General features: G+C 38.6%; 22 protein-coding genes. 6 read left to right on the top strand and 16 right to left on the bottom strand.

Annotated elements, in window-relative coordinates; all coding sequences use genetic code 11:
* Positions 1 to 87 precede the first annotated feature (87 nt).
* Entirely contained in the window at positions 88 to 990 is a 903-nt protein-coding gene (locus tag AC07M3_RS03045) for a LysR family transcriptional regulator (RefSeq protein ID WP_209733387.1), read from the top strand.
* Positions 991 to 1050: 60 nt separating this feature from the next.
* Here AC07M3_RS03045 and arsH read toward each other — a convergent pair whose 3' ends face one another.
* Genes arsH through AC07M3_RS03065 form a run of 4 tightly spaced genes read right to left on the bottom strand, consistent with a single transcriptional unit; the run spans position 1051 to position 3615 of the window.
* The gene (gene arsH / locus AC07M3_RS03050; RefSeq protein WP_494566469.1) at positions 1051 to 1764 is read right to left on the bottom strand and encodes an arsenical resistance protein ArsH; all 714 of its coding nucleotides are present in this window, start codon (positions 1762 to 1764) and stop codon (positions 1051 to 1053) included.
* Entirely contained in the window at positions 1751 to 2797 is a 1047-nt protein-coding gene (gene arsB / locus AC07M3_RS03055) for an ACR3 family arsenite efflux transporter (RefSeq protein WP_494566470.1), read from the bottom strand. The genes arsH and arsB overlap by 14 nt, the downstream gene beginning before the upstream one ends.
* A 10-nt stretch (positions 2798 to 2807) precedes the next feature.
* Positions 2808 to 3281 carry an arsenate reductase ArsC gene (locus tag AC07M3_RS03060; RefSeq protein ID WP_494566471.1) on the bottom strand — a complete coding sequence of 158 codons (474 nt, stop codon included), beginning with the start codon at positions 3279 to 3281 and terminating at the stop codon, positions 2808 to 2810.
* Positions 3282 to 3285: 4 nt separating this feature from the next.
* On the bottom strand, positions 3286 to 3615 hold the full coding sequence (locus AC07M3_RS03065; protein WP_004642518.1) for a metalloregulator ArsR/SmtB family transcription factor: 330 nt from the start codon (positions 3613 to 3615) through the stop codon (positions 3286 to 3288).
* Positions 3616 to 3699: 84 nt separating this feature from the next.
* On the opposite strand from AC07M3_RS03065, the gene arsC reads away from it, so the two are divergent.
* Complete coding sequence (arsC, locus tag AC07M3_RS03070; RefSeq protein WP_494566472.1) at positions 3700 to 4128, top strand: arsenate reductase (glutaredoxin); 429 nt, start codon at positions 3700 to 3702, stop codon at positions 4126 to 4128.
* A gap of 71 nt (positions 4129 to 4199) precedes the next feature.
* On the opposite strand, the gene AC07M3_RS03075 is transcribed toward arsC, so the two are convergent.
* From AC07M3_RS03075 to AC07M3_RS03085, 3 genes are all read right to left on the bottom strand, one after another.
* Positions 4200 to 4361 carry a DUF1427 family protein gene (locus AC07M3_RS03075; RefSeq protein ID WP_000784879.1) on the bottom strand — a complete coding sequence of 54 codons (162 nt, stop codon included), beginning with the start codon at positions 4359 to 4361 and terminating at the stop codon, positions 4200 to 4202.
* A gap of 57 nt (positions 4362 to 4418) precedes the next feature.
* Entirely contained in the window at positions 4419 to 6293 is a 1875-nt protein-coding gene (locus tag AC07M3_RS03080) for an amidohydrolase (protein WP_494566473.1), read from the bottom strand.
* A 109-nt stretch (positions 6294 to 6402) separates the two neighbouring features.
* Positions 6403 to 7089, bottom strand: a complete 687-nt coding sequence (locus AC07M3_RS03085; protein WP_001043290.1) for a hydrolase — start codon at positions 7087 to 7089, stop codon at positions 6403 to 6405.
* A gap of 196 nt (positions 7090 to 7285) precedes the next feature.
* Here AC07M3_RS03085 and AC07M3_RS03090 point away from each other — a divergent pair, with 196 nt between their 5' ends.
* Positions 7286 to 8176, top strand: coding sequence for a LysR family transcriptional regulator (locus AC07M3_RS03090; RefSeq protein WP_003651276.1), 891 nt, complete (start codon positions 7286 to 7288; stop codon positions 8174 to 8176).
* 39 nt (positions 8177 to 8215) lie between these two features.
* Here AC07M3_RS03090 and AC07M3_RS03095 read toward each other — a convergent pair whose 3' ends face one another.
* Positions 8216 to 8965: a GntR family transcriptional regulator gene (locus AC07M3_RS03095; RefSeq protein WP_494566474.1), complete on the bottom strand. Its 750-nt coding sequence runs from the start codon at positions 8963 to 8965 to the stop codon at positions 8216 to 8218.
* A 396-nt stretch (positions 8966 to 9361) separates the two neighbouring features.
* Between AC07M3_RS03095 and AC07M3_RS03100 the strand changes: the two genes are divergently transcribed.
* On the top strand, positions 9362 to 10822 hold the full coding sequence (locus tag AC07M3_RS03100) for an NCS1 family nucleobase:cation symporter-1 (protein WP_494566475.1): 1461 nt from the start codon (positions 9362 to 9364) through the stop codon (positions 10820 to 10822).
* Positions 10823 to 10827: 5 nt separating this feature from the next.
* Positions 10828 to 11562 carry an aspartate/glutamate racemase family protein gene (locus tag AC07M3_RS03105; protein ID WP_494566476.1) on the top strand — a complete coding sequence of 245 codons (735 nt, stop codon included), beginning with the start codon at positions 10828 to 10830 and terminating at the stop codon, positions 11560 to 11562.
* A gap of 70 nt (positions 11563 to 11632) precedes the next feature.
* Here AC07M3_RS03105 and tauD read toward each other — a convergent pair whose 3' ends face one another.
* The 4 genes from tauD to tauA are packed head-to-tail and all read right to left on the bottom strand — an operon-like array spanning position 11633 to position 15233.
* Entirely contained in the window at positions 11633 to 12514 is an 882-nt protein-coding gene (gene tauD / locus AC07M3_RS03110) for a taurine dioxygenase (RefSeq protein ID WP_494566477.1), read from the bottom strand.
* Positions 12515 to 12522: 8 nt separating this feature from the next.
* Positions 12523 to 13392, bottom strand: a complete 870-nt coding sequence (gene tauC, locus AC07M3_RS03115) for a taurine ABC transporter permease TauC (protein ID WP_494566478.1) — start codon at positions 13390 to 13392, stop codon at positions 12523 to 12525.
* A complete protein-coding gene (locus AC07M3_RS03120) occupies positions 13389 to 14183 on the bottom strand; it encodes a taurine ABC transporter ATP-binding protein (protein WP_494566479.1) in 795 nt (264 codons plus the stop codon). Before AC07M3_RS03120 ends, tauC begins: the two co-directional genes overlap by 4 nt.
* A 9-nt stretch (positions 14184 to 14192) precedes the next feature.
* Positions 14193 to 15233, bottom strand: a complete 1041-nt coding sequence (gene tauA / locus AC07M3_RS03125; RefSeq protein WP_494566480.1) for a taurine ABC transporter substrate-binding protein — start codon at positions 15231 to 15233, stop codon at positions 14193 to 14195.
* Between the two features lie 440 nt (positions 15234 to 15673).
* Here tauA and AC07M3_RS03130 point away from each other — a divergent pair, with 440 nt between their 5' ends.
* Positions 15674 to 16858, top strand: a complete 1185-nt coding sequence (locus AC07M3_RS03130; RefSeq protein WP_494566481.1) for a hypothetical protein — start codon at positions 15674 to 15676, stop codon at positions 16856 to 16858.
* 61 nt (positions 16859 to 16919) lie between these two features.
* On the opposite strand, the gene AC07M3_RS03135 is transcribed toward AC07M3_RS03130, so the two are convergent.
* The 4 genes from AC07M3_RS03135 to AC07M3_RS03150 form a co-directional block, all read right to left on the bottom strand.
* Positions 16920 to 18386: an MFS transporter gene (locus AC07M3_RS03135; protein ID WP_231761337.1), complete on the bottom strand. Its 1467-nt coding sequence runs from the start codon at positions 18384 to 18386 to the stop codon at positions 16920 to 16922.
* A 192-nt stretch (positions 18387 to 18578) separates the two neighbouring features.
* Positions 18579 to 19970 (bottom strand): LLM class flavin-dependent oxidoreductase, encoded by a 1392-nt coding sequence (locus AC07M3_RS03140; RefSeq protein ID WP_494566482.1) that lies wholly within the window; start codon positions 19968 to 19970, stop codon positions 18579 to 18581.
* A gap of 175 nt (positions 19971 to 20145) precedes the next feature.
* Positions 20146 to 21441, bottom strand: a complete 1296-nt coding sequence (locus AC07M3_RS03145) for an acyl-CoA dehydrogenase family protein (RefSeq protein ID WP_494566483.1) — start codon at positions 21439 to 21441, stop codon at positions 20146 to 20148.
* A gap of 117 nt (positions 21442 to 21558) precedes the next feature.
* Positions 21559 to 22377: a hypothetical protein gene (locus AC07M3_RS03150; protein ID WP_494566484.1), complete on the bottom strand. Its 819-nt coding sequence runs from the start codon at positions 22375 to 22377 to the stop codon at positions 21559 to 21561.
* Positions 22378 to 22716 lie beyond the last annotated feature (339 nt).

Here is a 22716-nt window from a genome sequence, read left to right on the forward strand (position 1 = left end):
ACTTTATCTGACCAAGATAGAATGATACTTTTATGACATATCTACAAATGCTTTTATTTTCTTTAACCATACCTTAAAGGTATTCCTATGCTAGATTTACACAAGCTTCATGCCTTTGTTGTGGTTGTTGAAGAAAGAAATATTACCCACGCGGCAAACCGATTATTTATTCAACAGCCGCCATTAACACGTTTACTCAAAAAACTGGAAGAAGAACTCGGTACACAATTGCTTGTTCGTCAACCACGAGGGATTGAACCGACCGAAGCAGGTTTGGCATTATTTAAAGAAGCACAAATTTTATTAGAGCATGCCAAACATATTCCTAAATTAGTTCAAGATGTCAGCCAAGGTAAAACAGGACAACTCAATATTGGTTTTACAAGTTCTGCAGGATTACATCCACTGATTTCATTAGTATTGCGCTCATATCGAGAGATATATCCAAAGGTACAAACCAAACTTGAAGAAGCAGGCAGCCAAAAGCAATTAGATCGGTTAATCTCGGAAAAACTTGATATCGCCTTTTTAAGAGCCCCGATTAGTCGTGATATTGGGTTAAAACATCTTCATATATTAGATGAGCCAATGATGGTGGCATTACCTACAGGACATCCACTTACACAAAAAGAAAAAATTAGTTCAAGTGACTTATCAAATGAAAATTTTGTTTTATACCGTCGCTCTTCAGGGCAGGGTTTATATGACAATATTTTATACAGTTGTTATCAAGCGGGTTTTAGCCCACGTATTATTCAGGAAGCGCCTCGACCTACCGCAACATTAAATTTAGTTGCTGCTGGAATTGGCATCACTATTGTACCAGCCTCAATGCATAACTTCTGGGACCATGAAATTGTTTATCGCGAATTTGATAGTTCAATAAAACTGAATGCTCCTCTTTACTTGATTACAAGAGAAAATGAAAATTCAGCCAAAGTTTCAAACTTTATTGATTTATTACAAAAATTATTACCAACAATTACGTAAGCAAAAAATTACTCAATAAAAAGTGCCCCTATCGGAGCACTTTTTATTGAGTAAAACAGTCTATTTTTGGTTCACTCGTTTTGATAACTCTTCTGCCGATTCTTTACGTTCCGAATAGCGATCTGTCAGATATTGTTTTTGTCCACGTGTTAATAAAGTGAACTTATAGAGTTCCTCCATTACATCGACAATTCGGTCATAGTAAGAAGATGGTTTCATACTTCCATCTTCTTCAAACTCTAAAAAAGCTTTAGCAACTGAAGACTGATTCGGGATCGTAATCATACGCATCCAGCGCCCTAAAATACGCATTTGATTCACAGCATTGAAAGATTGAGAACCTCCACTAACCTGCATAACTGCTAAGGTTTTACCTTGTGTTACACGAATTGCTCCGCCAGCTAAGGGAATCCAATCAATCTGAGCTTTTAAAATCGAACTCATTGCACCATGACGTTCTGGTGAACACCAAACCATACGTTCTGCCCAAGCCAAAAGCTCATGTAATTCTTGAACTTTTGGATGATCTGTTTCTGCATCTTCTGGTAAAGGTAAACCTTTAGGATGAAAGATTTTGACCTCGGCACCTAAATATTCAAGAATTCTACCTGCTGTCAACACAGCAAAACGGCTATAAGAACGCTCACGATTAGAACCATATAGCAATAGAATGCGTGGTGGATGTTCAAGTTGCTGTGCTTGCACTTGTGTAAAGGTAGGCTTATCTAAAAGATTTAACGCTACATTGGATAAATCATTGTTAAGACTGTTCATGGGAGAAATACTTTTTCTTGAGCCAAAGAGAAACTGAAACGAGTGAAATTAAAACTGGAACTTCAACCAATGGTCCTATGACTGTGGTAAATGCTACAGGTGACGCTAAACCGAATGTTGCAATGGCCACGGCTAAAGCGAGTTCAAAATTGTTACCAGCTGCGGTAAATGAAATGGCGGTGGTACGTGGGTAGTTATTCCCCATACGTTTACTCATAAAGAAACTAATGAAGAACATCACCACAAAGTAAATCGTCAGTGGAATCGCAATTCGCAGTACATCTAAAGGTAAGCTCACCACATCACCACCTTTTAAGCTGAACATAGCCACAATGGTAAATAGTAATGCGAGCAAACTAATTGGACTAATTTTTGGCAAGAATTTAGTTTGATACCAATCTAATCCTTTTACTTTCACTAAAATGAGCCGCGTGAGGAAACCCATTAAAAATGGAATACCTAAATACACCAATACAGCATGGGTAATGGTCCAGAAATTCACATCAATGACTTGACCCGCCACACCAAAATATGGCGGCAAGAAAGTTAAGAAAAGCCATGCATAAGTACTAAAGAATAAAATTTGAAAAATACTGTTAAATGCAACTAAAGCAGCAACATATTGGTTATCCCCACATGCCAAACCGTTCCAGACCAATACCATTGCAATACATCGTGCCAAGCCTATCAAGATTAGACCTGTCATATATTCCGGATAGTTATGCAGAAAAATAATCGCTAAAGCAAACATCAAAATTGGCGCAATTAACCAGTTTTGTACTAAAGACAAAGCCAACGTTTTTTTATCTTTAAATACTTCTGGTAAAGCTGCGTAATCTACCTTTGCCAAAGGTGGATACATCATTAAAATTAAACCAATTGCAATCGGAATATTGACATTATCTACACTGAGTTGATTCAAAGAAACCGAGGCTTGAGGAAAGAAAACACCTATTGCCACCCCTAAACCCATGGCAATAAAAATCCATAGCGTCAGATTCCGGTCTAAAAAAGATAGCTTTTGCTTAGTCATCTCGGCTCTCTTACTCAATATGAGAGATTTTATTAATCTCAGCAATCAAATGTGAACGGTTTAAGTTCGCAACATCTAATGCAAACAATGCATCTAAACGACGGTTGATATGATCTACAGTCCCTTGGAAAGCTTTTAATTTTTCTTCTTTTGGCAAGTCCAAATGAGATGGATCACTTAAGCCCCAGTGTGCTTTGATTGCACCGCCTAAATAAAGTGGGCATGCTTCTTGTGCAGCAGAATCACAGACTGTAATCACGACATCTGGTTGATACTGCTCGTAGTCATCAATGGTTTTGCTCCATAGCCCATCTGTTGAAAGACCTAAGTTTTTAAGAGTTTCAATGGTTAATGGATGCACCTGTCCTGAGGGTTTACTACCTGCGCTATACGCTTTCCAACTTTCTGGTGCACGGCTATTAAATAAAACTTCCGACAAAATGCTACGACAACTGTTTCCTGTACACAAAAATAAGAATTTCATGGTCTTACTCACAATAAGTTGAAATAGAAGAAAACTGTGAAGATGATTGATTCACTAAACTTTCATCTTGGTTTCCTATAATTTTCAAAACTTCAACGGCCCAACTTGGTAAATTTGGGTTGACGCTGTAATACACCCATTGCCCTTGTCTTGAGTCAAGTAAAATGCCATGAGTACGTAATAGCGCTAAATGTCGGGAAATTTTTGGTTGGCTTAAATCAAGTTGCTCAGTCAGTTCACAAACACATATGTTTTGTTTACTTAAAACCAATTTAAGAATGCTTAACCGAGTAGGGTCTGAAAGACATTTAAAAAAATCGACTTGAGTGATCATGTCAGCAACAATTCATATTCGTTATTGCAAATATACGGATATCCATATATAAATGCAATATCTTAATTCGACCCTGAATTTACCATGACTGAGATAGTGAAGATTTACCATAACCCTGCTTGCGGAACCTCACGTAATACGCTGGCACTTATTCGTCACGCTGGGATTGAACCCAGTGTTATTGAATATTTACAGACACCTCCTAGTAAAGATGAGCTTACTCAACTCATTTCACAAGCTGGATTAACTGTTCGTGATGCAATTCGTAAAAATGTTGATCCATATAAAGATTTAGATTTGGAACAAGACAACTGGACAGATGAACAGTTAATTGATTTTATGGTTCAGTACCCAATTTTAATTAATCGTCCGTTTGTGGTGACTTCAAAAGGTACACGCCTGTGCCGCCCTTCTGAAATTGTCCTTGATATTTTAGATTCAGAAAACTTAGGTTATTTTGCAAAAGAAGATGGTGAAGTGATCATTAATGAACAAGGTCAACGAATAAAATAATTTAAGATTCTCATCAATATAAAAAGCTAAATGGCGCAATACCATTTAGCTTTTTTGTTAAATGAAAACGGTTAAAAGTAGGACTTAATAAAAGGAAGGAGTTGTTCTCCTATCACCATGCCTAATAAACCAACTAATGCAACAAGAGGTGGAGCTGGCGACTTCACATTTAAAACGTAATATAAGACACCAACGAGCAACCCTACAGCCAAAGATAATAAGTACATTTTCATGGTACATACCTTAGAGAACCAAGCCAGTTAAAGCGGCAGGTTCCCATACTGTTTTATTTAAAATGCGAAACAAGAACACCCTAGTGCGCCCCAGAAAGATTTTTTATCTTTACCATTTACAGGAACATCAAGCATCCATGAGTGGCTATGTCCATGCATGCCACAACTGCTCGTACATGCACATAGCGCGCTTTCTGACTGTAAAGACTGATTTGAAGGTGCGTTACGGTTTTCAGATAAACGCCATTGCCCACCAAAGCGTTTTACTGGCGACCATGTTGGTGATGCTGGTGGTAATGGAGGATCATCCTGCTTAAACTCTGCTCCGGCATATACCACTTTGCCACCTAAAACAGTGAGCACAGACTCAATCCACTGAATATCATCTGCCTCAACTTTGAAGTAGTCATCAGACAATACAACCAGATCGGCAAGTTCGCCTGCTGTTAGTGAGCCTTTGACATCTTTTTCACCTGAAAACCATGCGGAACCTTTGGTCCAGAGCATAAGTGCTGTTTGGCGATCTAATAGATTTTTTTCATCATACAAAGGTAAACCACCAACAGTTTTACCTGTGCTCAACCAATATAAACACACCCAAGGGTTATAAGAAGCAACACGTGTTGCATCTGTTCCCGCACCTACAGGAACACCGAGCTCTAACATTTTCTTAACTGGTGGCGTTGCTTGAGCAGCTTCAGCTCCATAGCGTTTTACGAAAATCTCACCTTGATATGCCATACGGTGTTGAATGGCGATACCACCGCCCAACGCACCAATACGCTCAATATTACGTTCAGATACGGTTTCGGCATGGTCAATAATGAATCGGGTTGCAAATGGCTGTTTTGAATTTACTTTTTCAAATACATTGAGCAAACGATTAATACTTTCATCATAGGTTGCATGAATACGGAATGGCCATTTCTTTTCAGATAAATGCTCTACAATGGCTTCGAGTTCGCCTTCCATTTTTCCTGGTAAATCCGGACGTGGCTCATAGAAATCTTCGAAGTCGCCCGCCGACCAAGTCAGGTTCTCACCCGCTCCATTCATTCTAAATAGTTCATCACCATCGCCTGGGAATGTCATTTCTGTCCAGCGACGATAATCATCAAGTTCTTGACCAGCCTTTTGAGCAAATAAGTTGTAAGCAATTCGCACCGTCATTTGATTTTGGTCATGCAATTGCTTAATCACATCATAATCTTCAGGATAGTTTTGCCCACCGCCACCAGCATCAATCGCTGAAGTAATACCTAATCGATTGAGTTCACGCATGAAATGACGAGTTGAATTGACTTGATCTTCAACTGGCAATTTCGGTGCTTTACCTAAGGTCGAATATAAAATCATAGCGGATGGAGTTGCGAGCAACAGACCCGTTGGTTCACCTTTTTCATCTCGTACAATCTTGCCACCGGGCGGGTCTGGTGTGTCTTTGTTAAAGCCCAAGACATCAAGTGCCGCTCGGTTCAGCAAAGCACTGGCGTATAAATGTAAAACGAAGACCGGTGTATCTGGTGCAGCTTTATTGATTTCTTCTAAAGTTGGTAAACGCTTTTCGGCAAACTGGAATTCAGTCCAACCACCAACCACACGTACCCATTGTGGAGCTGGGGTATTATCGGCTTGTTCTTTGAGTAAGCGTAGTGCATCCGCTACAGATGGCACACCTTCCCAACGCAGTTCCATATTGTAGTTCAGGCCACCACGAATAATATGCAGATGACTGTCATTTAGACCCGGTATAACGCGACGACCATTTAAATCTACAACTTTGCTCGTCGCTGCTGCCAGCTTCATGATCTCATCATTTGTGCCCGTGCGTACGACTTTACCATCTGCTATGGCAATTGCTTGTACTTCTGGATTTTTAGGATCTAGTGTGGTGATTTTACCGTTTTTGAGTATGAGGTTTATTTCGGTCATTCTGAACTCCATTCTTATGAATTATCGTTCTAAAAAATAAAGGCATATCCGTATTAATATCACTTCAATATTGAATACTAGACATGCCTTTACCTAAATAAGTACTATTTTATTTTGCAGGAACTGGCGCAAGTACTTCGTGTTTTGATGTGGTACGTTCAGGTGCCTTATGAACCATCGTATAAGCATAATCAACGCCCATACCATAAGCACCAGAATGCTCACGTACAATTGCCATGACTGCATCATACGTATCACGGTGTGCCCAATCACGTTGCCATTCAAGTAATACTTGTTGCCAAGTTACAGGAACGACACCTGCTTGAATCATACGTTGCATGGCATAGTCATGTGCTTCTTTCGATGTGCCACCAGAAGCATCCGCAACCATATAAATTTCATAATCGCCTTCAAGCATGGCACCAAAAGCAAAAGTGTTATTGCACACTTCAGTCCATAAACCTGAAACAATCACTTTCTTACGATTATTTTTTGCAAGTGAATCACGTACTTTTTGGTCATCCCATGAATTCATTGATGTACGTTCTAATAATGGAGCATCAGGAAATACATCTAAAAGCTCAGGATAGGTATGACCAGAGAAGCTTTCAGTTTCAACCGTGGTAATGGTGACAGGAATATTGAAAGTTTTAGCTGCCTTAGCAAGACCCACCGTATTATTTTTCAATACTTGGCGGTCTATTGACTGTACCCCAAAAGCCATTTGTGGCTGGTGATCAATAAAAATAACCTGACAATTCGTTGGTGATAGTTGTTCTAAAAGTGATTTATTCATGGGTAAACTCCATTATTCCTTATGAGTAATGCATTGAAATTGCTTACTGGTCACTATCAAAACAGATAAAAATGTAAAAGCATAGACAGCAAATCAGCACGAATCTGTATCCTGCACGAATACAATAAAAACAATGATTGCTTTTTAATTTTTATAGTTTAATCATTGATATATATTTTTTAACTTTCGCTTATCCATGGATCGATTAGACTGTATTTCCACTTTTGTAAGTGTCGTAGAACATGGTAATTTTAGTAGTGCAGCCAGAGCACTCGATATTTCTCGTGACTTGGTTGCCAAACGCGTTTGCTACCTCGAAAATGACCTAAAAACCACACTATTAACCAGAACCACAAGACAGATGAACCTCACCTCTTGTGGAGAAAAGTTTTATCAACATAGCAAAGTCATTTTAAGTGAGTTTGAATGGGCTGCCTATGAAATTAGCTACAATCAGCAGTACCCTGAAGGAGAACTCAAGCTCAATACCCCCATGTCTTTTAGCAATATTTTTCTTCAAAATATAATTTCAGACTTTATAGAGAAATATCCCAGCATCAAAATTGATTTGTTCATGACAGATCAGTTATTAGACATGAATAATAATAAATTTGATTTAACAATTCGTGTAGATGGTTCTCCTCCAAATTTGGCAAATAGTAAAATATTAAATACCTATCAACGTTACTTATACGCAACGCCTGAGTATTTTAATCAGCATGGATTACCCGCCTCTTTAGAAGAACTCAAAGATCATAAATTTTTAATTTATTATCAAGATAGCCGTCATAAGAAATTGATTTTCCAAAAAGATCAAAAAGAAGTGTCCTTTAATTGTTTCCCTGTGATGACCTGTAATAATGGCGAATTATTATTAGATATGTGCCTAAAAGATCACGGTATTGTCTTTCTTCCAGAGTTTATTGCAGAGCCTTACTACAAAGAAGGTAAATTACAGAAATGTTTGGAGGACTACACCAGTCAGCCACTTCACTTATATGTGACATGGCCAAACCGTAAAATTTTATCTAAGAAAGTAAAACTATTTATTGATTTTTTAACGCATCAAATCGCTCCTATAAAATAAGTGGTCTGGGCCTTTTCCATAAGAATTGGCCCACTTTTTTTAGTTGGTTTGAGTAGCTTCAATCTTCTTATTTTTAAATAAATTTAATAAATTTTGCTCTGCTGCCGCTGTGCTTTTTTCTTCAATAAATGTCGTCGCGTAGTGTTCTAAATGCTCTTCCATCAGTTGTGTGGCTCGTTTTTCATCGCCTTGCTCAATAGCATCTAAAATTGCACGATGTTCATCTGCCGAACAATTATTATGTTTTGGAATTTCATACAAACCAATTAACAATGATGTTCTCGCAATAAGTGTCTGCAAATAACTGGTCATAATCGTATTCTGATTTGCTTCAACAAGCTTTAGGTGAAATTTACCTGATAGCTTAATCCACTCAGCCCAATTTCCAGCTAAACGCTCATGAGATTCTTGATCGACTAAAGCTCTAAGCTCACTAAAATCTAAGTGATGAGACTTTTGTGCAAGTTTTTTTACCGTGGCGATTTCAAGCATGCTGCGTGCTTCAAAGACCTCTTTTGTTTCATCAAGGCTATGTTCTGCTATGAGTGCCCCACGATTTGGCTGTATTTCGATGACCTTATCGTGCGCAAGTTTAATAAAAACGCGTCTTAAGACTCCCCGTGTCACACCAAATGCTTCACATAATGGCGCTTCAACCAAGCGTGCTCCAGGTGTAAGTTGCCTATTTAAAATGGCATCTACAATAGCGTTATATATATGGTCATCAATTTCATCATTGCTCATTTCTACGGCTTTTTTTGGTGCATTCGATGGCATTGATTTCTCCATTTTTATTAACGCCCTCTCTTTTTTAAAACATTATTTAATTTGAACAGTGTATGTCCAACTTAACCATTTGGAAATATTTCTCTCATAAGAACAATATCTATGCTGGAAGATCTATTCAAGATTTAACATTATAAGATTGTTCCATTCCTTTAAATTTACTCATTTTTTATAACAGATTAAGCAAACCAACTTTCATTCATTTACCTCTAAATACCCAAACTATGAGTTGAATGAAAAACTCACAAGCTTTGATTTCGGAATTTGGCATAACTTTTGCTCAGTTAAGATTGTGCACAATCTATATATCAAATTGCACACAATCTTAATTTCATTCTTTTAGACAGAAGTTCAAAGCTGCTGAAAGTACCTACCATCTTAGGGAAGTGAGCGTTCAAGATGAATAATAGCGAAGCAATAATTAAACCTTCTTATGATGCAAAACTGACAAATCAAGATTTAGCCCCTTTAAAAAAGCAAACATGGGGTGCTTACAATATTTTTGCCTTCTGGATGTCTGACGTTCATAGTGTCGGTGGTTATGTTATGGCCGGAAGCCTTTTTGCACTTGGGCTAAATAGCTGGCAGGTACTTTTATCTTTACTTATCGGTATTGCAATTGTTCAGTTTTTTACAAATCTGATTGCCAAGTCTAGCCAACAAACTGGTACTCCCTATCCTGTTATTTGTCGTGCAACTTTTGGTGTGCTTGGTGCAAATATTCCTGCCGTTATTCGTGGTCTTATTGCTGTCGCATGGTATGGCATTCAAACCTATTTGGCCTCAAGTGCATTCTTATTGGTCATTTTAAAGTTCTTTCCCGAATGGACAGTCTATGCCGATGTTTCAACTTATGGCTTTCTTGGACTGTCCTTTTTAGGATGGGTTGGCTTCATGCTGCTTTGGCTACTGCAAGCGATTGTTTTTTGGTCTGGCATGGACAGCATTCGCAAATTCATAGACTGGGCTGGTCCCGCGGTCTACGTTGTGATGTTTGCCATGGCAGTATGGCTCATCTGGAAAGCTGGATGGCAAAATATTGATTTAAACTTGAGTGGTGTTCAATACGACGGTTTCGCGGTTGTACCTGTCATGATTGGTGCTATTGCTCTTGTTGTTTCATATTTTTCAGGACCTATGTTGAACTTTGGCGACTTCGCTCGTTACGGCAAAAGTTTTAGTGCCATTAAAATGGGCAACTTTCTTGGTTTACCCATTAACTTTCTAGGCTTTTCTTTACTTACCGTGGTTTGTATTGCAGCAACGCTGCCTGTTTACGGCAAACTCATTACCGACCCAGTCGAAATGGTTGGCAAATTGGATAACACTTTTGTAGTCATTTTAGGCAGCTTGACCTTAATGATTGCGACCATTGGGATTAATATTGTCGCTAACTTTGTTTCGCCTGCCTTTGATTTTTCTAATGTTTCACCGAGCAAAATTAGCTGGCGTATGGGTGGAATGATTGCAGCAGTAGGTTCAATTTTCATCACCCCATGGAATCTGTTCAATAACCCTCAAGTGATTCACTACACCATTGATATTTTAGGTGCATTTATCGGTCCACTTTTTGGCGTATTGCTTGCCGATTTTTATCTCGTTAAAAAACAAAAAATCGTAGTAGATGATTTATATACCTTAGACACTAAGGGTTTGTATTGGTACAAAAATGGTTATAACCGTTCTGCTTTTTATGCCTTAATTCCAGCTTCATTAATTCCTGTTTTATGCGTGCTTTTACCGCAATTGTCTGCGCTGGCTAATTTCACTTGGTTTATTGGTATGGGATTTGGTTTCGCCATTTACCGATTTCTTAACCAACCACTTGCCCATGCAAAATCTGTAATGACTGAGGTATAAGTACGATGAAAATTAAAATTATTAACCCCAATACCACTCAAAGCATGACAGATAAAATTGCTGCTTCTGCAAAGATAGTCGCGGGGGCTGATACTCAAATTATTGCAGTCAGTCCTCAAATGGGTCCTGCAACGATTGAAAGTTATTATGATGAAGCATTAAGTGCAGTAGGTGTTCTGGAGGAAATCCGACAAGGTGAACAGCTAAATGTAGATGCCTATATTATTGCCTGTTTTGGTGATCCTGCGCTTTATGCTGCCCGTGAAATTACTTCAGCACCTGTAATTGGGATTGCTGAAGCAGCCATGCGAACTGCGAGTTATGTCAGTACTGGGTTTAGCGTAGTCACAACCTTACAACGCACAGTAAATATGAGCTGGCATCTGGCTCATCGCTATGGCGCTACACCATTTTGTAAAAACGTTCGAGCTTGTGACATCGCAGTTGAAGAGTTGGAGCTTCCTGACTCAAACGCTTATCGAATTGTACGAGACGAGTGCAAAAAAGCACTAGCTGAAGATAAAAGTGATGCAATTGTTTTGGGCTGTGCAGGTATGAGTGATTTATGTCTAAAGCTACAAAACGAATTAGGTGTAATGGTTATTGACGGCGTCGCAGCAGCCGTTAAACAAGCAGAAATGTTGGTTCAGTTAAATTTAAAAACTAGCAAAGTTGGTGATTGGGCCCCACCTCCTGCAAAGAACTACACAGGCATATTGTCAGTTTTTGGAACACACTAGAGATGAGTTATTGTTTCAATTCCAACTCAAAACACTGCATTGGAATTGAAACAAAGAATAATTAAAAGAATTAAACCTCGGCTAACTCTGGCTGTTGTTCTTCTTTATAAAACGGCACATCACCGTTAATGGTTGCGCGGTGCATAATGCGGTGTGCATCACCATAATCAAATAATGCTTTATGTTGTGTGCAACGGTTATCCCAAATCGCGATATCACCATCTTGCCACTTCCAACGCAAATGAAATTGCTCTTGGGTCGCATGTTCAAACAAGAAATTAAGTAACTGCTCACTTCCGTCTTCTGCTAACTCATTAATTCGAGTGGTAAAGCCTTCACTAACAAACAACAAAGGCTCACCTGTGACCGGATGGGTACGCACAACGGGATGAACCACTGGTGGGTTACGTTTAAAGGTTTGCAAAAGCTTTTCACGTTCTTCTTCGTTATGAGCAAAACGTTCAAGTGGAAAAGATTTACGAATATCATGCGTCGCAGTTAAGCCACGTAATTTTTGCTGTAACTCAAGCGGAAGTCCTTTGAAAGCTGCAATATTGCTCGACCATAATGTATCTCCGCCTACAGTTGGAATTTTAATGGCTTGCAACACACACCCTAATGGCGGATTTTTGCTAAAGGTGACATCTGTGTGCCAAAGTTCATTGTCACGCAGGTCTTGTTTCCAGCTATCGAGCACCATAACTTCAGGTACATCTTCAATAGAAGGATAAATCGGGTGCACATGTAAGCTGCCAAAACTACGTGCCAAGTCTGCTTGTGCTTGCGGTGCCAATTGTTGCTTTCGAAAAAAAATAACCTGATGATCAAGCAAAGCCTGCTGGATTTGTTGCGTCGTCTGTTCATTTAACGCATTCAAATCAATATCGTGAATAATTGCGCCAATGGTAGGCTTGATCACTTCAATATTTAAGTTTGCTACTACTGTATTCATCTTCTTTACTACAACTGCTGACCATACCAAGGAGAAAACTGTTTTTGTAACCAGCGTAAAAACAGCTCAAAACTAACTGCGACAATCGCGATCACAATAATGCCTAGAATCACCGTATCGGTAATTAAGAACTGCGCGGCCGACTGCACCATAAACCCAATACCGCGATCCGCTGCAACCAACTCCGCTGCAACCAATGTTGACCAACCTACCCCAAGACCAATACGAATACCGGTAATAATATGAGGTAAAGCCGTTGGTAAAATGACATGCCAAAATACTTGTGACTGACTTGCCCCGAGCGACAATGCAGCACGTTCACGATTAAGCTGATGACTTAACACACCATGCGCACTACTAATAATGACGGGTGCTAATATTGATAAGAAAATCAAAAGTACTTTAGTCGTTTCACCAATACCGAACCAAATCACGAGTAACGGCAAATAAGCTAATGGTGGGATTGGACGTAATAACTCAACTAACGGATCTAGAACAGCACGAACCCATTTATTTAGTCCCATCCATAAACCCAGCGGAACACCAATCACTACGGCAGCAATCAAAGCTAAAAAAACACGCGAGATACTGGCTGCCAAGTGTTGCCACAAAGTTGCTTTCATAAAGCCTTCTTGGCTTACCGATATAAATTTTTGCCATACTGCCTGTGGGCTAGGTAAAAACAGTTCAGGTACAACATGCAAGGCCGTAATGAGAAACCAGAGCGCAACCACGCTTCCCACACTAATAAAGCTCACTGCTAAAGTTCGATGCTTTTCAAAAAATGTCGATAAAAATGAAGCATTTTCTGTTGGCACATCTGGCTCGGGTTTTATTGCTGCTTTGTCATATTCATAGACGTTATCTTTAATACTCATGTAGGTAACGCCTCCTTATCGGTTTGCTTTTGTGCTCTTAAACTTTCAAATAACTGTTCTCTAAGCTGAATAAATTGAGGATCCGATTTAATCGAGCGAATAGACTCGCCCTCACGATATCTCTTAGCAAAATCGAGATGTAGAGTTTCTACAATTTTGCCTGGATGAGCTGTCATCAGAACTAACTGATTGCTCAGCAACAATGCTTCTTCAATGTCATGAGTAATTAAAAAGAAGCTTTTATTTTGCTGAATCCATAAATCGAGCACTAACTGCTGCATGTTTTCACGGGTAAAAGCATCTAATGCGGCAAAAGGTTCATCTAACAAAATAAACGGCGCGTGGCTGATCAAAGCTCTGGCAATGCCAACACGTTGTTTCATACCACCCGAGAGTTCCCAGATATTGGCTTTTTCAACGTGGCTTAAACCCACAATTTTTAAAATTGCGGTGACTTGTGCTTCGATATCTGCGCGCTTTAAACCTTTTAACTGCAAAGCGAAGCCAACATTATCTGCAACGTTCAACCAAGGAAGTAAGGCATGATCCTGAAACACCACAGCACGTGTTACATCTGGCCCATTTACGACTTCATGATTTACAAGCACATCGCCTGAACTCGGCTTTTGAAAACCCGCCAAGATATTAAGCAAAGTTGTTTTGCCACAACCTGACTCTCCTAAAATGACGGTTAAAGAGCCTTCTTCAATTTTAAGGTTAATGTCTTGTAGAACTGGCTTTTGCTGTTTCGGAAAAGTCAGATGAATATGTTTGGCTTCTAATACACTCATGACAACTCCTTAAGGCTGCAAAAATGAAGAGTTCACATTGCCTTTATAATCGGCTTTAAGTTGGTCGACTTTACCCTGACCTTTTAAGAATTTCGCAGTATCAAAAATATTTTGCGCAAAGTCGCCATCTAAGGTTTGTTTCTGCTGAGCGTGGTCAAGGTAGGTGTTTCCACTTAATAAAAGCGGGATATCTTTTGCATCAGAACCTGTGAGCTGCGCAATTTTTTGCACGTTATCGGCATCTTTAACGTAAGCGGCTGGATCTTGATTATATTTTTCAAGCTGCTCAAGTGTAGTTTTAACAAAAGCTTTTAAGAAATCAGGATTTTTCTCTGCAAAATCTTTACGCACAACCCATAAGTCATAAGTTGGAGCACCCCATTCACCCACTTGTTTTGAGTCGGTTAAAACCGTACCAGATGCTTTGGCTTTACTTAAAGCAGGTTCCCACACATATGCTGCATCAATATCACCACGTTCCCAAGCAGCTGAAATTTCTGGTGGACGCAAGTTAACAATTTTTACTTTGTCTTCTGGAATGTTCCAATGTTTAAGCGCAGACAATAGGCTGTAATGCGTGGTCGAAACAAAAGGTACAGCAATGGTTTTGCCAATTAAATCTTGAGGGGTTTTAATGCCCGATTTATTGCTTACTACCAATGCTTCAGATGCACCAAGTTTTGAAGTAATTAAAAATACTTCAATCGGTAAATCACGGCTTGCAGCAGCAGCAAGCGGGCTTGATCCGATATTACCAAGCACAACATCACCTGAAGCGAGTGCATTTACAACGTCTGAACCCGCATCAAATTTTTTCCATTGGATAGTCCGCTGGCTGTGTTTTTCATAGTCTCCATTGGCCTGCGCAACTTTGCTTGGGTCAACCCCTGTTTGATAAGCAATAACAACAGGTTTGCTGTCACGAACTGATGCACTTGTATTATTGTCTTTCTTATTTTGCCATACGATAAATGCAACAATTGCTACAACCACAATTGCCGTGATAATCAACGGTTTGGTCTTTGTGCTCATAATTTCATGATCTTTCAATAATATAAGCTCATGGTATGCAGCTGGCCTTATAATGAAAAATAAAAAAATATGAGTTGCTTATCAGGTTTTTATAAATAACTTTTCCTTATAAGTTTTTATCTTTTGGTAAAAAGTAAATATCAAACAAACTTACAGGTTAGAGGTAAAATTAAAATACTTATATATCAATAATTAAAAACGATATTCAAAAAATACATGATGATGAACACCTGACACACACCCTCTAATTATTTTATCCTACTCATTTCATCATTTTTATTTTTGCTTCTTGCATCCAGAGTTTTGCATCTAATTAATTTTCATTCTTTTATATAACGATCAGATTTTATTATCTTTTTATCTTGAAACCTCTGCAAATATTAAGATTTGGCCAAATCTTTTTCTGGTTTATACATGACGCAAATTTAATTTTTATTTTTAAAAGGAGAAAGAATCTCTTGTTTAAACATCCCACAATTTTCAAAAAAATATTTATCGCAACGACTTTAATTACATTCAGCCTTTCAAGTCATGCAGCCCTTACCTTTGGTAATGCTGAAGAAGGCCAACTTAAAGTGAGTGGTACTGTTCGGGCTAAATATGTTTATGATTTTGACTCTGAACCCTCTACGAGTAAATTTTCCTTTAACGACGCAGTATTATGGTTAGACTACAACTCACCCAAATGGATTGGCCGTTTAGATTATCGGATCTATGAGTATTATGGACGTTTAGGTGATGCCAATTGGCTTACCGATGCGTGGTTGGGTTATAAAATTAATGACAACAGTAAAATTATTGCTGGCTTAAACCCTGTTCCTTTTGGCTTGGGTCGCTTTTGGGGAAATACTTATTATTTAGGCATTGCCAATAGTGCAGGTTGGGAAGACGTACATAACCTTGGGGTAAAATATGATTTCAATGATGGAATCAATGAAGCACAACTCGCCTTTTATCCTACCGATGGTGGCACCTATAGAGGTAAAAGCAAAGACTCGAGTCGATTTAGTATCAACCCTGTCAATGCGGATGACTCTGTACCGCAAGGCACTAATACCAAAGAAAAGAACTCGATTGTTGTTCGCGGTGCCCACACCTTTAAAAATGTTCTAGGCCAAGAAAATTTCTCTACCCAACTTGGTGCCTCTGCATGGTATTCCACCATTGAAAACAAACGTTCAGGACAAGATGGCGATCGCCAAGTCTATTCGGTTTTTAGCAATACCAATTATAACCAATGGAATTTGCAGCTTTTGGCTGGTTATCAAGACATTGATAATGCCGACACTGAATATAAAGATCATCTGACTTTGGGCGGTTTCGATTATTCATTTAACTCGGCAACTAAAGGTCAGATTTATTCAGCCGAACTGAGCTATTTATTTCCTCAGCAGTTTGGCCCGATTACCTCAGTTCGCCCTTATCTAAACTATAGTTCTTATCGAAAAGAACAAGATGGCTTTAAAGACTCAACCCGTTTTATACCCGGCATTGCGTTTAACTATCAAAAATTGACAGTACAAGCCGAGTTGCTAATGGGCAAACATGACCCATACTTAGGAGATAGTGAAGGCCTTGCGGCTGGTGGAACCAATGATAAATGGAATAAAAAAGCGTTTGTGATTTTTGCTTATTATTTCTAACCCACAAAACAAAGGCCAACAGATGTTGGCCTTTGTTTTTATATAGATATCTATTTTCACTCTAATCAATTACCGGTGAATTATTGAGAGGAAGTTCTGTTTTATCTTCATCGATGACATCGACATCTTGAGCGGTAGGCTCAAACTTAATCAGTAGTCCAATCACAATTAAAGGAATAAAAGCAAAGATAGAAATAATCAGATAAACATCCGTTTTATAACCCGCCATCCAAATTGGCAACACAAACAAAGCAATTGCTTGAGCGACACCTGTTACTGCACGGTTAAACCCAACGCCAACCCCACGAATCGAAGCCGGATAAGCCATGGTTGGATAGACCATCATTTGCGCACCCGGTCCAAAACCTTCCGCAAAGAGCCATAAACCTAACATGCCAATGGCGGTGTAGAGTAAAAAGCTATTACCCGGTTCACCAATCAATGCCAATGCAATGAGGGCAATAAACTGAAGTAAAAAACCTGTAAGTAGCACATGACGAGATTTAAATCTGCTCGCAACAAATACGCCTAATAGCCCACCCGTAAATGCAAACAATAAATTTAGTCCGAGCGTTGTAGTAATGGTCGTCAAAACATCTGTGTGAAAGAAACGCGTCAAAATCGAAGGTAAAAAGAAGGCAATGGTGGTGTACTGAAATGCCACCGAAATATGAATCACAATTGCCACAATCGTTCTTGGCAAATAAGTTTTATTAAATAAAACCGCAAAACCCTCACGCTTTTTCTTTTCAGCAGTTCTTTCTACTTTTTCGACTGTGGCGACTGCATTAATTGCATAGGACTCTTGTAGAACTTTAGCTGCCCCTTTTAAATCGCCTTGGTTTGCAAGCCAAATTGGTGACTCGGTTAAATATTTACCGCGAATAAAAATAATGAGTAACGCAGGCACTGCTCCAAAAATTAAAGATGCTCGCCATAACCAGTTGCTATGTTCAGGCGGTAAAAGAAAGTAAAGTGCCAGAACCAGACCAAAGCAGACAGAAGAAGCCGCATACCACATTGGGCACCATGCCGCTAAACGGGCAGCTTTATTGCTACTTCCGTTAAATTTGGAAAATTCAGATAAGTAGGACATTGCGACGGGTAAATCGATCCCCACACTAATTCCCATAATAAATCTGGCTAAAATTAAAACCCAAACATTTGGTGCAAAGCCTGCGACAATTGCAGCAATGACGAACAGCACCATGTCCGCCATAAATACCCGATAACGGCCAATTTTATCCGTTAGCCAACCGCCAATTAAATTACCAACAATGGTTCCGCAGACAATTGCCGAAGCAACCACACCCGTCATGACAGGGCTTAAAGAAAACTCTGATATAACCTGCTCAATACCGAATGAGAGTGTTGTTAAATCATAAGCATCAATAAATACCCCAATCAGTGCCAACCAAATGACTTTATTCGACTTACCCTTCCCTGCAAATTTGGAAATTAATTGTGAAACATCATCGGGAGATTTAATTTCATAACGCTGGTTATGATCGAGTTCTTGTGTGCTCACTTAATAATTCCTGAATTTTAATAACAGAAACAAAATAATGATTATTCACATAATACAAAAACAAATTAATCTGATGTTTTAATCTAAATTATAGAATTATTTTTTCATTATTAACTCAGCAATAAAATCGATATAAAAGACAAAATAAAAGCTGGTATTTAACCAGCCTTTATTTAAATACTATTTAAAATATTAACTCGCCTCAGCAAGTTTTAATTCTTTTAGATTGCGATATTTAGCACCGCGGTGATTTTCAGGTAAATAAGGACCTGCACCAAATAATTTTTCTCTTAATGTCCCTTGCGCGTACGAAGTTTGATATACCCCTCGTTTTTGTAACTCTGGAACAATAAACTCTACAACATCGGCAAAGGTTTGATGAGCCAAAATGTAAGCCAAGTTAAAGCCATCGATATCGGTATCTTCAACCCATTGCTGTAAAGCATCTGAAACTGTTTCTGCTGAACCCACTAACACAGGTCCATTACCACCTAAGCTGTTCCAATTTGCAATTTCTTCAATGGTCCAAACACGATCTGGATCTGCATTTACATAAGAATCTAATAAAGATTGAATCGCATTGGTTTGAATATATTCAACTTTATCTGTCGGTTGATATTGTGAGAAGTCCACACCAGACCAGCCAGACAGCAATGTTAAAGCACCATCATAGCTTCCATAGCTTTGATATTCTTTAAACTTAGCCTGAGCTTTTGCATCGGTTTCATCAGTGACAATCGACAAAAGTGCATAAATTTTAACTGAGTACGGGTCGCGGCCTTCTTGAGCTAGTTTTTGGCGAATGCCTTGCACGACTTTTTTAGTGGCAATTTTAGACGGCGCTGCAATGAATACACATTCGGCATTTTGGCTGGCAAACTTCTGCCCGCGTGACGATGCTCCCGCTTGGTAAAGTACTGGCGTTCGCTGTGGTGATGGCTCACAAATATGGATGCCTGGTACAGTAAAGTATTTACCTTCATGCTGAATTGGATGCACTTTTTTATGATCAGCAAAGATCCCGCTTTCACGATCACGAAGTACCGAACCTTCTTCCCAAGAACCTTCCCAAAGTTTGTAAAGGACTTCTAAGTATTCATCAGCAATATCATATCGATTGTCATGATTGACCTGAGTTTTTAGTCCCAAATTTTTCGAACCACTTTCCAAATAAGACGTCACGATATTCCATCCAACTCGCCCTTTGGTTAAGTGGTCTAACGTACTAATACGTCTGGCAAAAGGATAAGGATGCTCAAAGGAAATAGAAGTCGTTACACCAAAGCCCAAGTGCTTTGTGACTGCCGCCATCGCTGGTACAATCTGCAAAGGATCATTGACTGGAACTTGTACTGCGCCTGTTAAGGCATGTTCAGCACCCTGATGGTAAACGTCATAAATCCCCAATACATCTGCAATAAAAATACCGTCAAAAAAACCACGTTCCAAAATTTGTGCTAAATCTGTCCAATATTCTAAATCTTTATATTCAACAGAGCGATCTTGAGGATGTCGCCATAATCCCGGAGATTGATGTGCAATACAATTCATTTCAAAAGCATTAAAACTAATCTTCTTAGTCATAAAATATCAACCAACATTTTAATTACTTTTATACTAAAGCAATTTTCATCTATTCTTTATAATATAAACCCCAAACAAAATATGATTTTATTCTAATAGATTTTTATAATTTATTTTAAAAACAAGAAAGATATTAAGCCGCTAAAACTAGCAGCTTAATATCTAAAATTTAAAATTATTGTTTAGCAACGTTACCAATTCGCCACTGATAAGGCGGTAATGTTCCATTCACACTAAAATCACCCACAATCCGATTTTTAAACACTCTTGGATTATGTGAAGATAAGGTTCGTACATTTCGCCAGTATCGATCTAGGCCTAAATCTTTGTCTGTTGCTGAAGCACCTAATGCATCAAATAGAATGGTAGATGCATTTAAGATTAAATCGGTAATAACTGTTTGAGACTGCGCACTTTCAAGCTCGGCAAGTGCATTTTGCTCTTCTTCAAGCTGTTCATTATTTTGAAACGCTGCCAAGTAAGCACGCTGTAAGCTGCGTGCAACTTTTTCAACAATCGCCCCTGCACTGTAAGCTGCGCCACGGATTTGTCCCACTACTTGTAAAATTTGTGGGTCCTGTTTTACAAATTGGGCATTCGCATGAGTATAGTTTCGGGTACGTTTAGCCACCGCTTGTGAAACCTCATATGTCGCAGCACGCCCTAAACCAGTAATGATTGCCAGTTGCACAAGTTGATAATAGGCAGCCGAATATTTAAAACGATCATCATCAGGTAAGATTTCGGTTTCATTAACCAATACGTCATGGAAATATGCCGTACCACTTGCAGTGAGTTGCTGACCAAAGCCATTCCAGTCATCTACAATTTCAACGCCTTCATCTTCACGGCGGACAACAACTGAGCCAGACTCTCCATTTAAATCTGTTACACCAACGTCAACCCAGTCCGCATATAGGCTACCTGTGGTGTAGTATTTTTGACCTTTAACTCGAATTTTTCCGTCAGCATCCCGATATAAATGAGTATCAAACTGATCGATTGACTCTTTCCCACCTTCAGACCAAGCACTACCAACCGTTTCCCCTTGTGCAATTCGGCTGAGCCAGCGCTGTTGAAATTCTTTATTTTTGCTGACCAACACATCTTCAGTAAAACCGAAGTGCACACGCAACGCTTGCGGTAAATTTGAGTCTGCCTCTGCAAGTTCAATTAACAATGCAAATAGTTCAGGAATAGTTGCCTCAAAACCACCATGTGCTTTAGGAAGTCGTAATCTTGTAAAACCAATATCTTTGAGCCACTGAAGTTGTTCATACGGCAAAATATGCTGTTGCTCACGGATTAAAGCCCCTTCTTTAATACGGGCAAAAGTCGGTCTGAAATTTTTTGCTAATTCATCATAACGTTCAGAAGGCCCTTCACCCCATACCCGAGAAATGATTGAGGCCTGACTAAGTGCAGCGTGAGTTAGTGAACCGAGATGATGCTCAAAATTTAGATTTGTCATTTATGTAAAACCAATATTGCTTTGCTTTTACCATAAAATATTTATTTCACATGAAAACGATTATTTTTTTATAACAGTATTCATTCTTCATATAACGCCAGAAAATGCCTACCAACATTAAGCAATTTCTTTCTTTTGAAGACTATGCTGACTTTGCAATAAGGTTTGCATATATTCTGAATAGACAGATAATTTCTCAAAAATATGTTCTGAATAAAACATATCATCAATTAAATGGGTCATTTGAGAGGCGGTGAAAGTATCGCATAAGCCTACAAGCTGCGCATTTAGCTGGGCAAATTGGGCACACAATTTCACATAGGTTTCATCTTTATTTTTAAATAATAATTGACGCATATCTAAATCATTTAGATCGTTTAAATCAGTATTTTGTTGGGGATTAATCCAATAAATTTTGACTTTTAAAAACAACGCAAGCTCTTCTAAATGCTCTAGGTCTATATCTAAATTTGTAATTAAAAAAATGGTGGAGATATCACTTCGGCACAGCGCTTTGATTAAGCTTAAATAAATAAACCCTACTTCAGTCAGCTCGGATAATTCTAAATCTAAATATATTTTTAGACTCTCTAGAACTTCATCTACTTTAAACAAAACTTTCTTTTCGGCTTGATAATATTTATTGAGAATAGCAAGAACGGGCTTTGTCGCTGGTGTTGTATAAATAGCAGGCTTATTGAGGTTAGCAAAAACAAAAGGTGAAAATAGATAAGCCAAACTGCTTTGCTGCGGATGAATATGTGATTGAATTAAATAAACAGTTTGAGAATTAGAAAAGTCTCTTAAGACTTTTGCTCTTAATAAAGTTGCTTCAAGATTAACATAAGCTTGCTCTAATTGAGCCATTATAGGTGCTGGAATAGCCTGATTTTTAATAATTTTATTTAGGATATTGAGTTGAGAAGTAATAAACATTTTTTAACATCCAAGCTATTTTAGAAGAGCTACACTTAAACCAAGGTCTTTAATAACCTACGTAACAACCAGACCTCATACAAAACAACAAGGGAATAGACAAGAAGAAATTTATCCTGTGCTCATATGTAACCCCAAAGTCGCATTCATGCTGTTTTTGAAGATTGATTTTGGTTAGCCATAAATCTTGTTCATTTTTATTTTGGACTTTAGATGAAGGGATATATAGCTACAGATAATTGAAAAAAAACTATAGCACCCATAATAATGACTTCGGACTGTTATAGTTTTATAAAAAATTTCTGTATCTACATATACAAAATGAGTGAGTGCATGATT

The sequence above is a fragment of the Acinetobacter sp. GW821-FHT09D10 genome (genome assembly GCF_059416285.1).

Coding starts and splice junctions, on each gene's coding strand:
- AC07M3_RS03045 (WP_209733387.1), top strand. CDS start 88: ATGCTAGATTTACACAAGCTTCATGCCTTTGTTGTGGTTGTTGAAGAA.
- arsH (WP_494566469.1), bottom strand. CDS start 1,764: ATGAACAGTCTTAACAATGATTTATCCAATGTAGCGTTAAATCTTTTA.
- arsB (WP_494566470.1), bottom strand. CDS start 2,797: ATGACTAAGCAAAAGCTATCTTTTTTAGACCGGAATCTGACGCTATGG.
- AC07M3_RS03060 (WP_494566471.1), bottom strand. CDS start 3,281: ATGAAATTCTTATTTTTGTGTACAGGAAACAGTTGTCGTAGCATTTTG.
- AC07M3_RS03065 (WP_004642518.1), bottom strand. CDS start 3,615: ATGATCACTCAAGTCGATTTTTTTAAATGTCTTTCAGACCCTACTCGG.
- arsC (WP_494566472.1), top strand. CDS start 3,700: ATGACTGAGATAGTGAAGATTTACCATAACCCTGCTTGCGGAACCTCA.
- AC07M3_RS03075 (WP_000784879.1), bottom strand. CDS start 4,361: ATGAAAATGTACTTATTATCTTTGGCTGTAGGGTTGCTCGTTGGTGTC.
- AC07M3_RS03080 (WP_494566473.1), bottom strand. CDS start 6,293: ATGACCGAAATAAACCTCATACTCAAAAACGGTAAAATCACCACACTA.
- AC07M3_RS03085 (WP_001043290.1), bottom strand. CDS start 7,089: ATGAATAAATCACTTTTAGAACAACTATCACCAACGAATTGTCAGGTT.
- AC07M3_RS03090 (WP_003651276.1), top strand. CDS start 7,286: ATGGATCGATTAGACTGTATTTCCACTTTTGTAAGTGTCGTAGAACAT.
- AC07M3_RS03095 (WP_494566474.1), bottom strand. CDS start 8,965: ATGGAGAAATCAATGCCATCGAATGCACCAAAAAAAGCCGTAGAAATG.
- AC07M3_RS03100 (WP_494566475.1), top strand. CDS start 9,362: ATGAATAATAGCGAAGCAATAATTAAACCTTCTTATGATGCAAAACTG.
- AC07M3_RS03105 (WP_494566476.1), top strand. CDS start 10,828: ATGAAAATTAAAATTATTAACCCCAATACCACTCAAAGCATGACAGAT.
- tauD (WP_494566477.1), bottom strand. CDS start 12,514: ATGAATACAGTAGTAGCAAACTTAAATATTGAAGTGATCAAGCCTACC.
- tauC (WP_494566478.1), bottom strand. CDS start 13,392: ATGAGTATTAAAGATAACGTCTATGAATATGACAAAGCAGCAATAAAA.
- AC07M3_RS03120 (WP_494566479.1), bottom strand. CDS start 14,183: ATGAGTGTATTAGAAGCCAAACATATTCATCTGACTTTTCCGAAACAG.
- AC07M3_RS03140 (WP_494566482.1), bottom strand. CDS start 19,970: ATGACTAAGAAGATTAGTTTTAATGCTTTTGAAATGAATTGTATTGCA.
- AC07M3_RS03145 (WP_494566483.1), bottom strand. CDS start 21,441: ATGACAAATCTAAATTTTGAGCATCATCTCGGTTCACTAACTCACGCT.
- AC07M3_RS03150 (WP_494566484.1), bottom strand. CDS start 22,377: ATGTTTATTACTTCTCAACTCAATATCCTAAATAAAATTATTAAAAAT.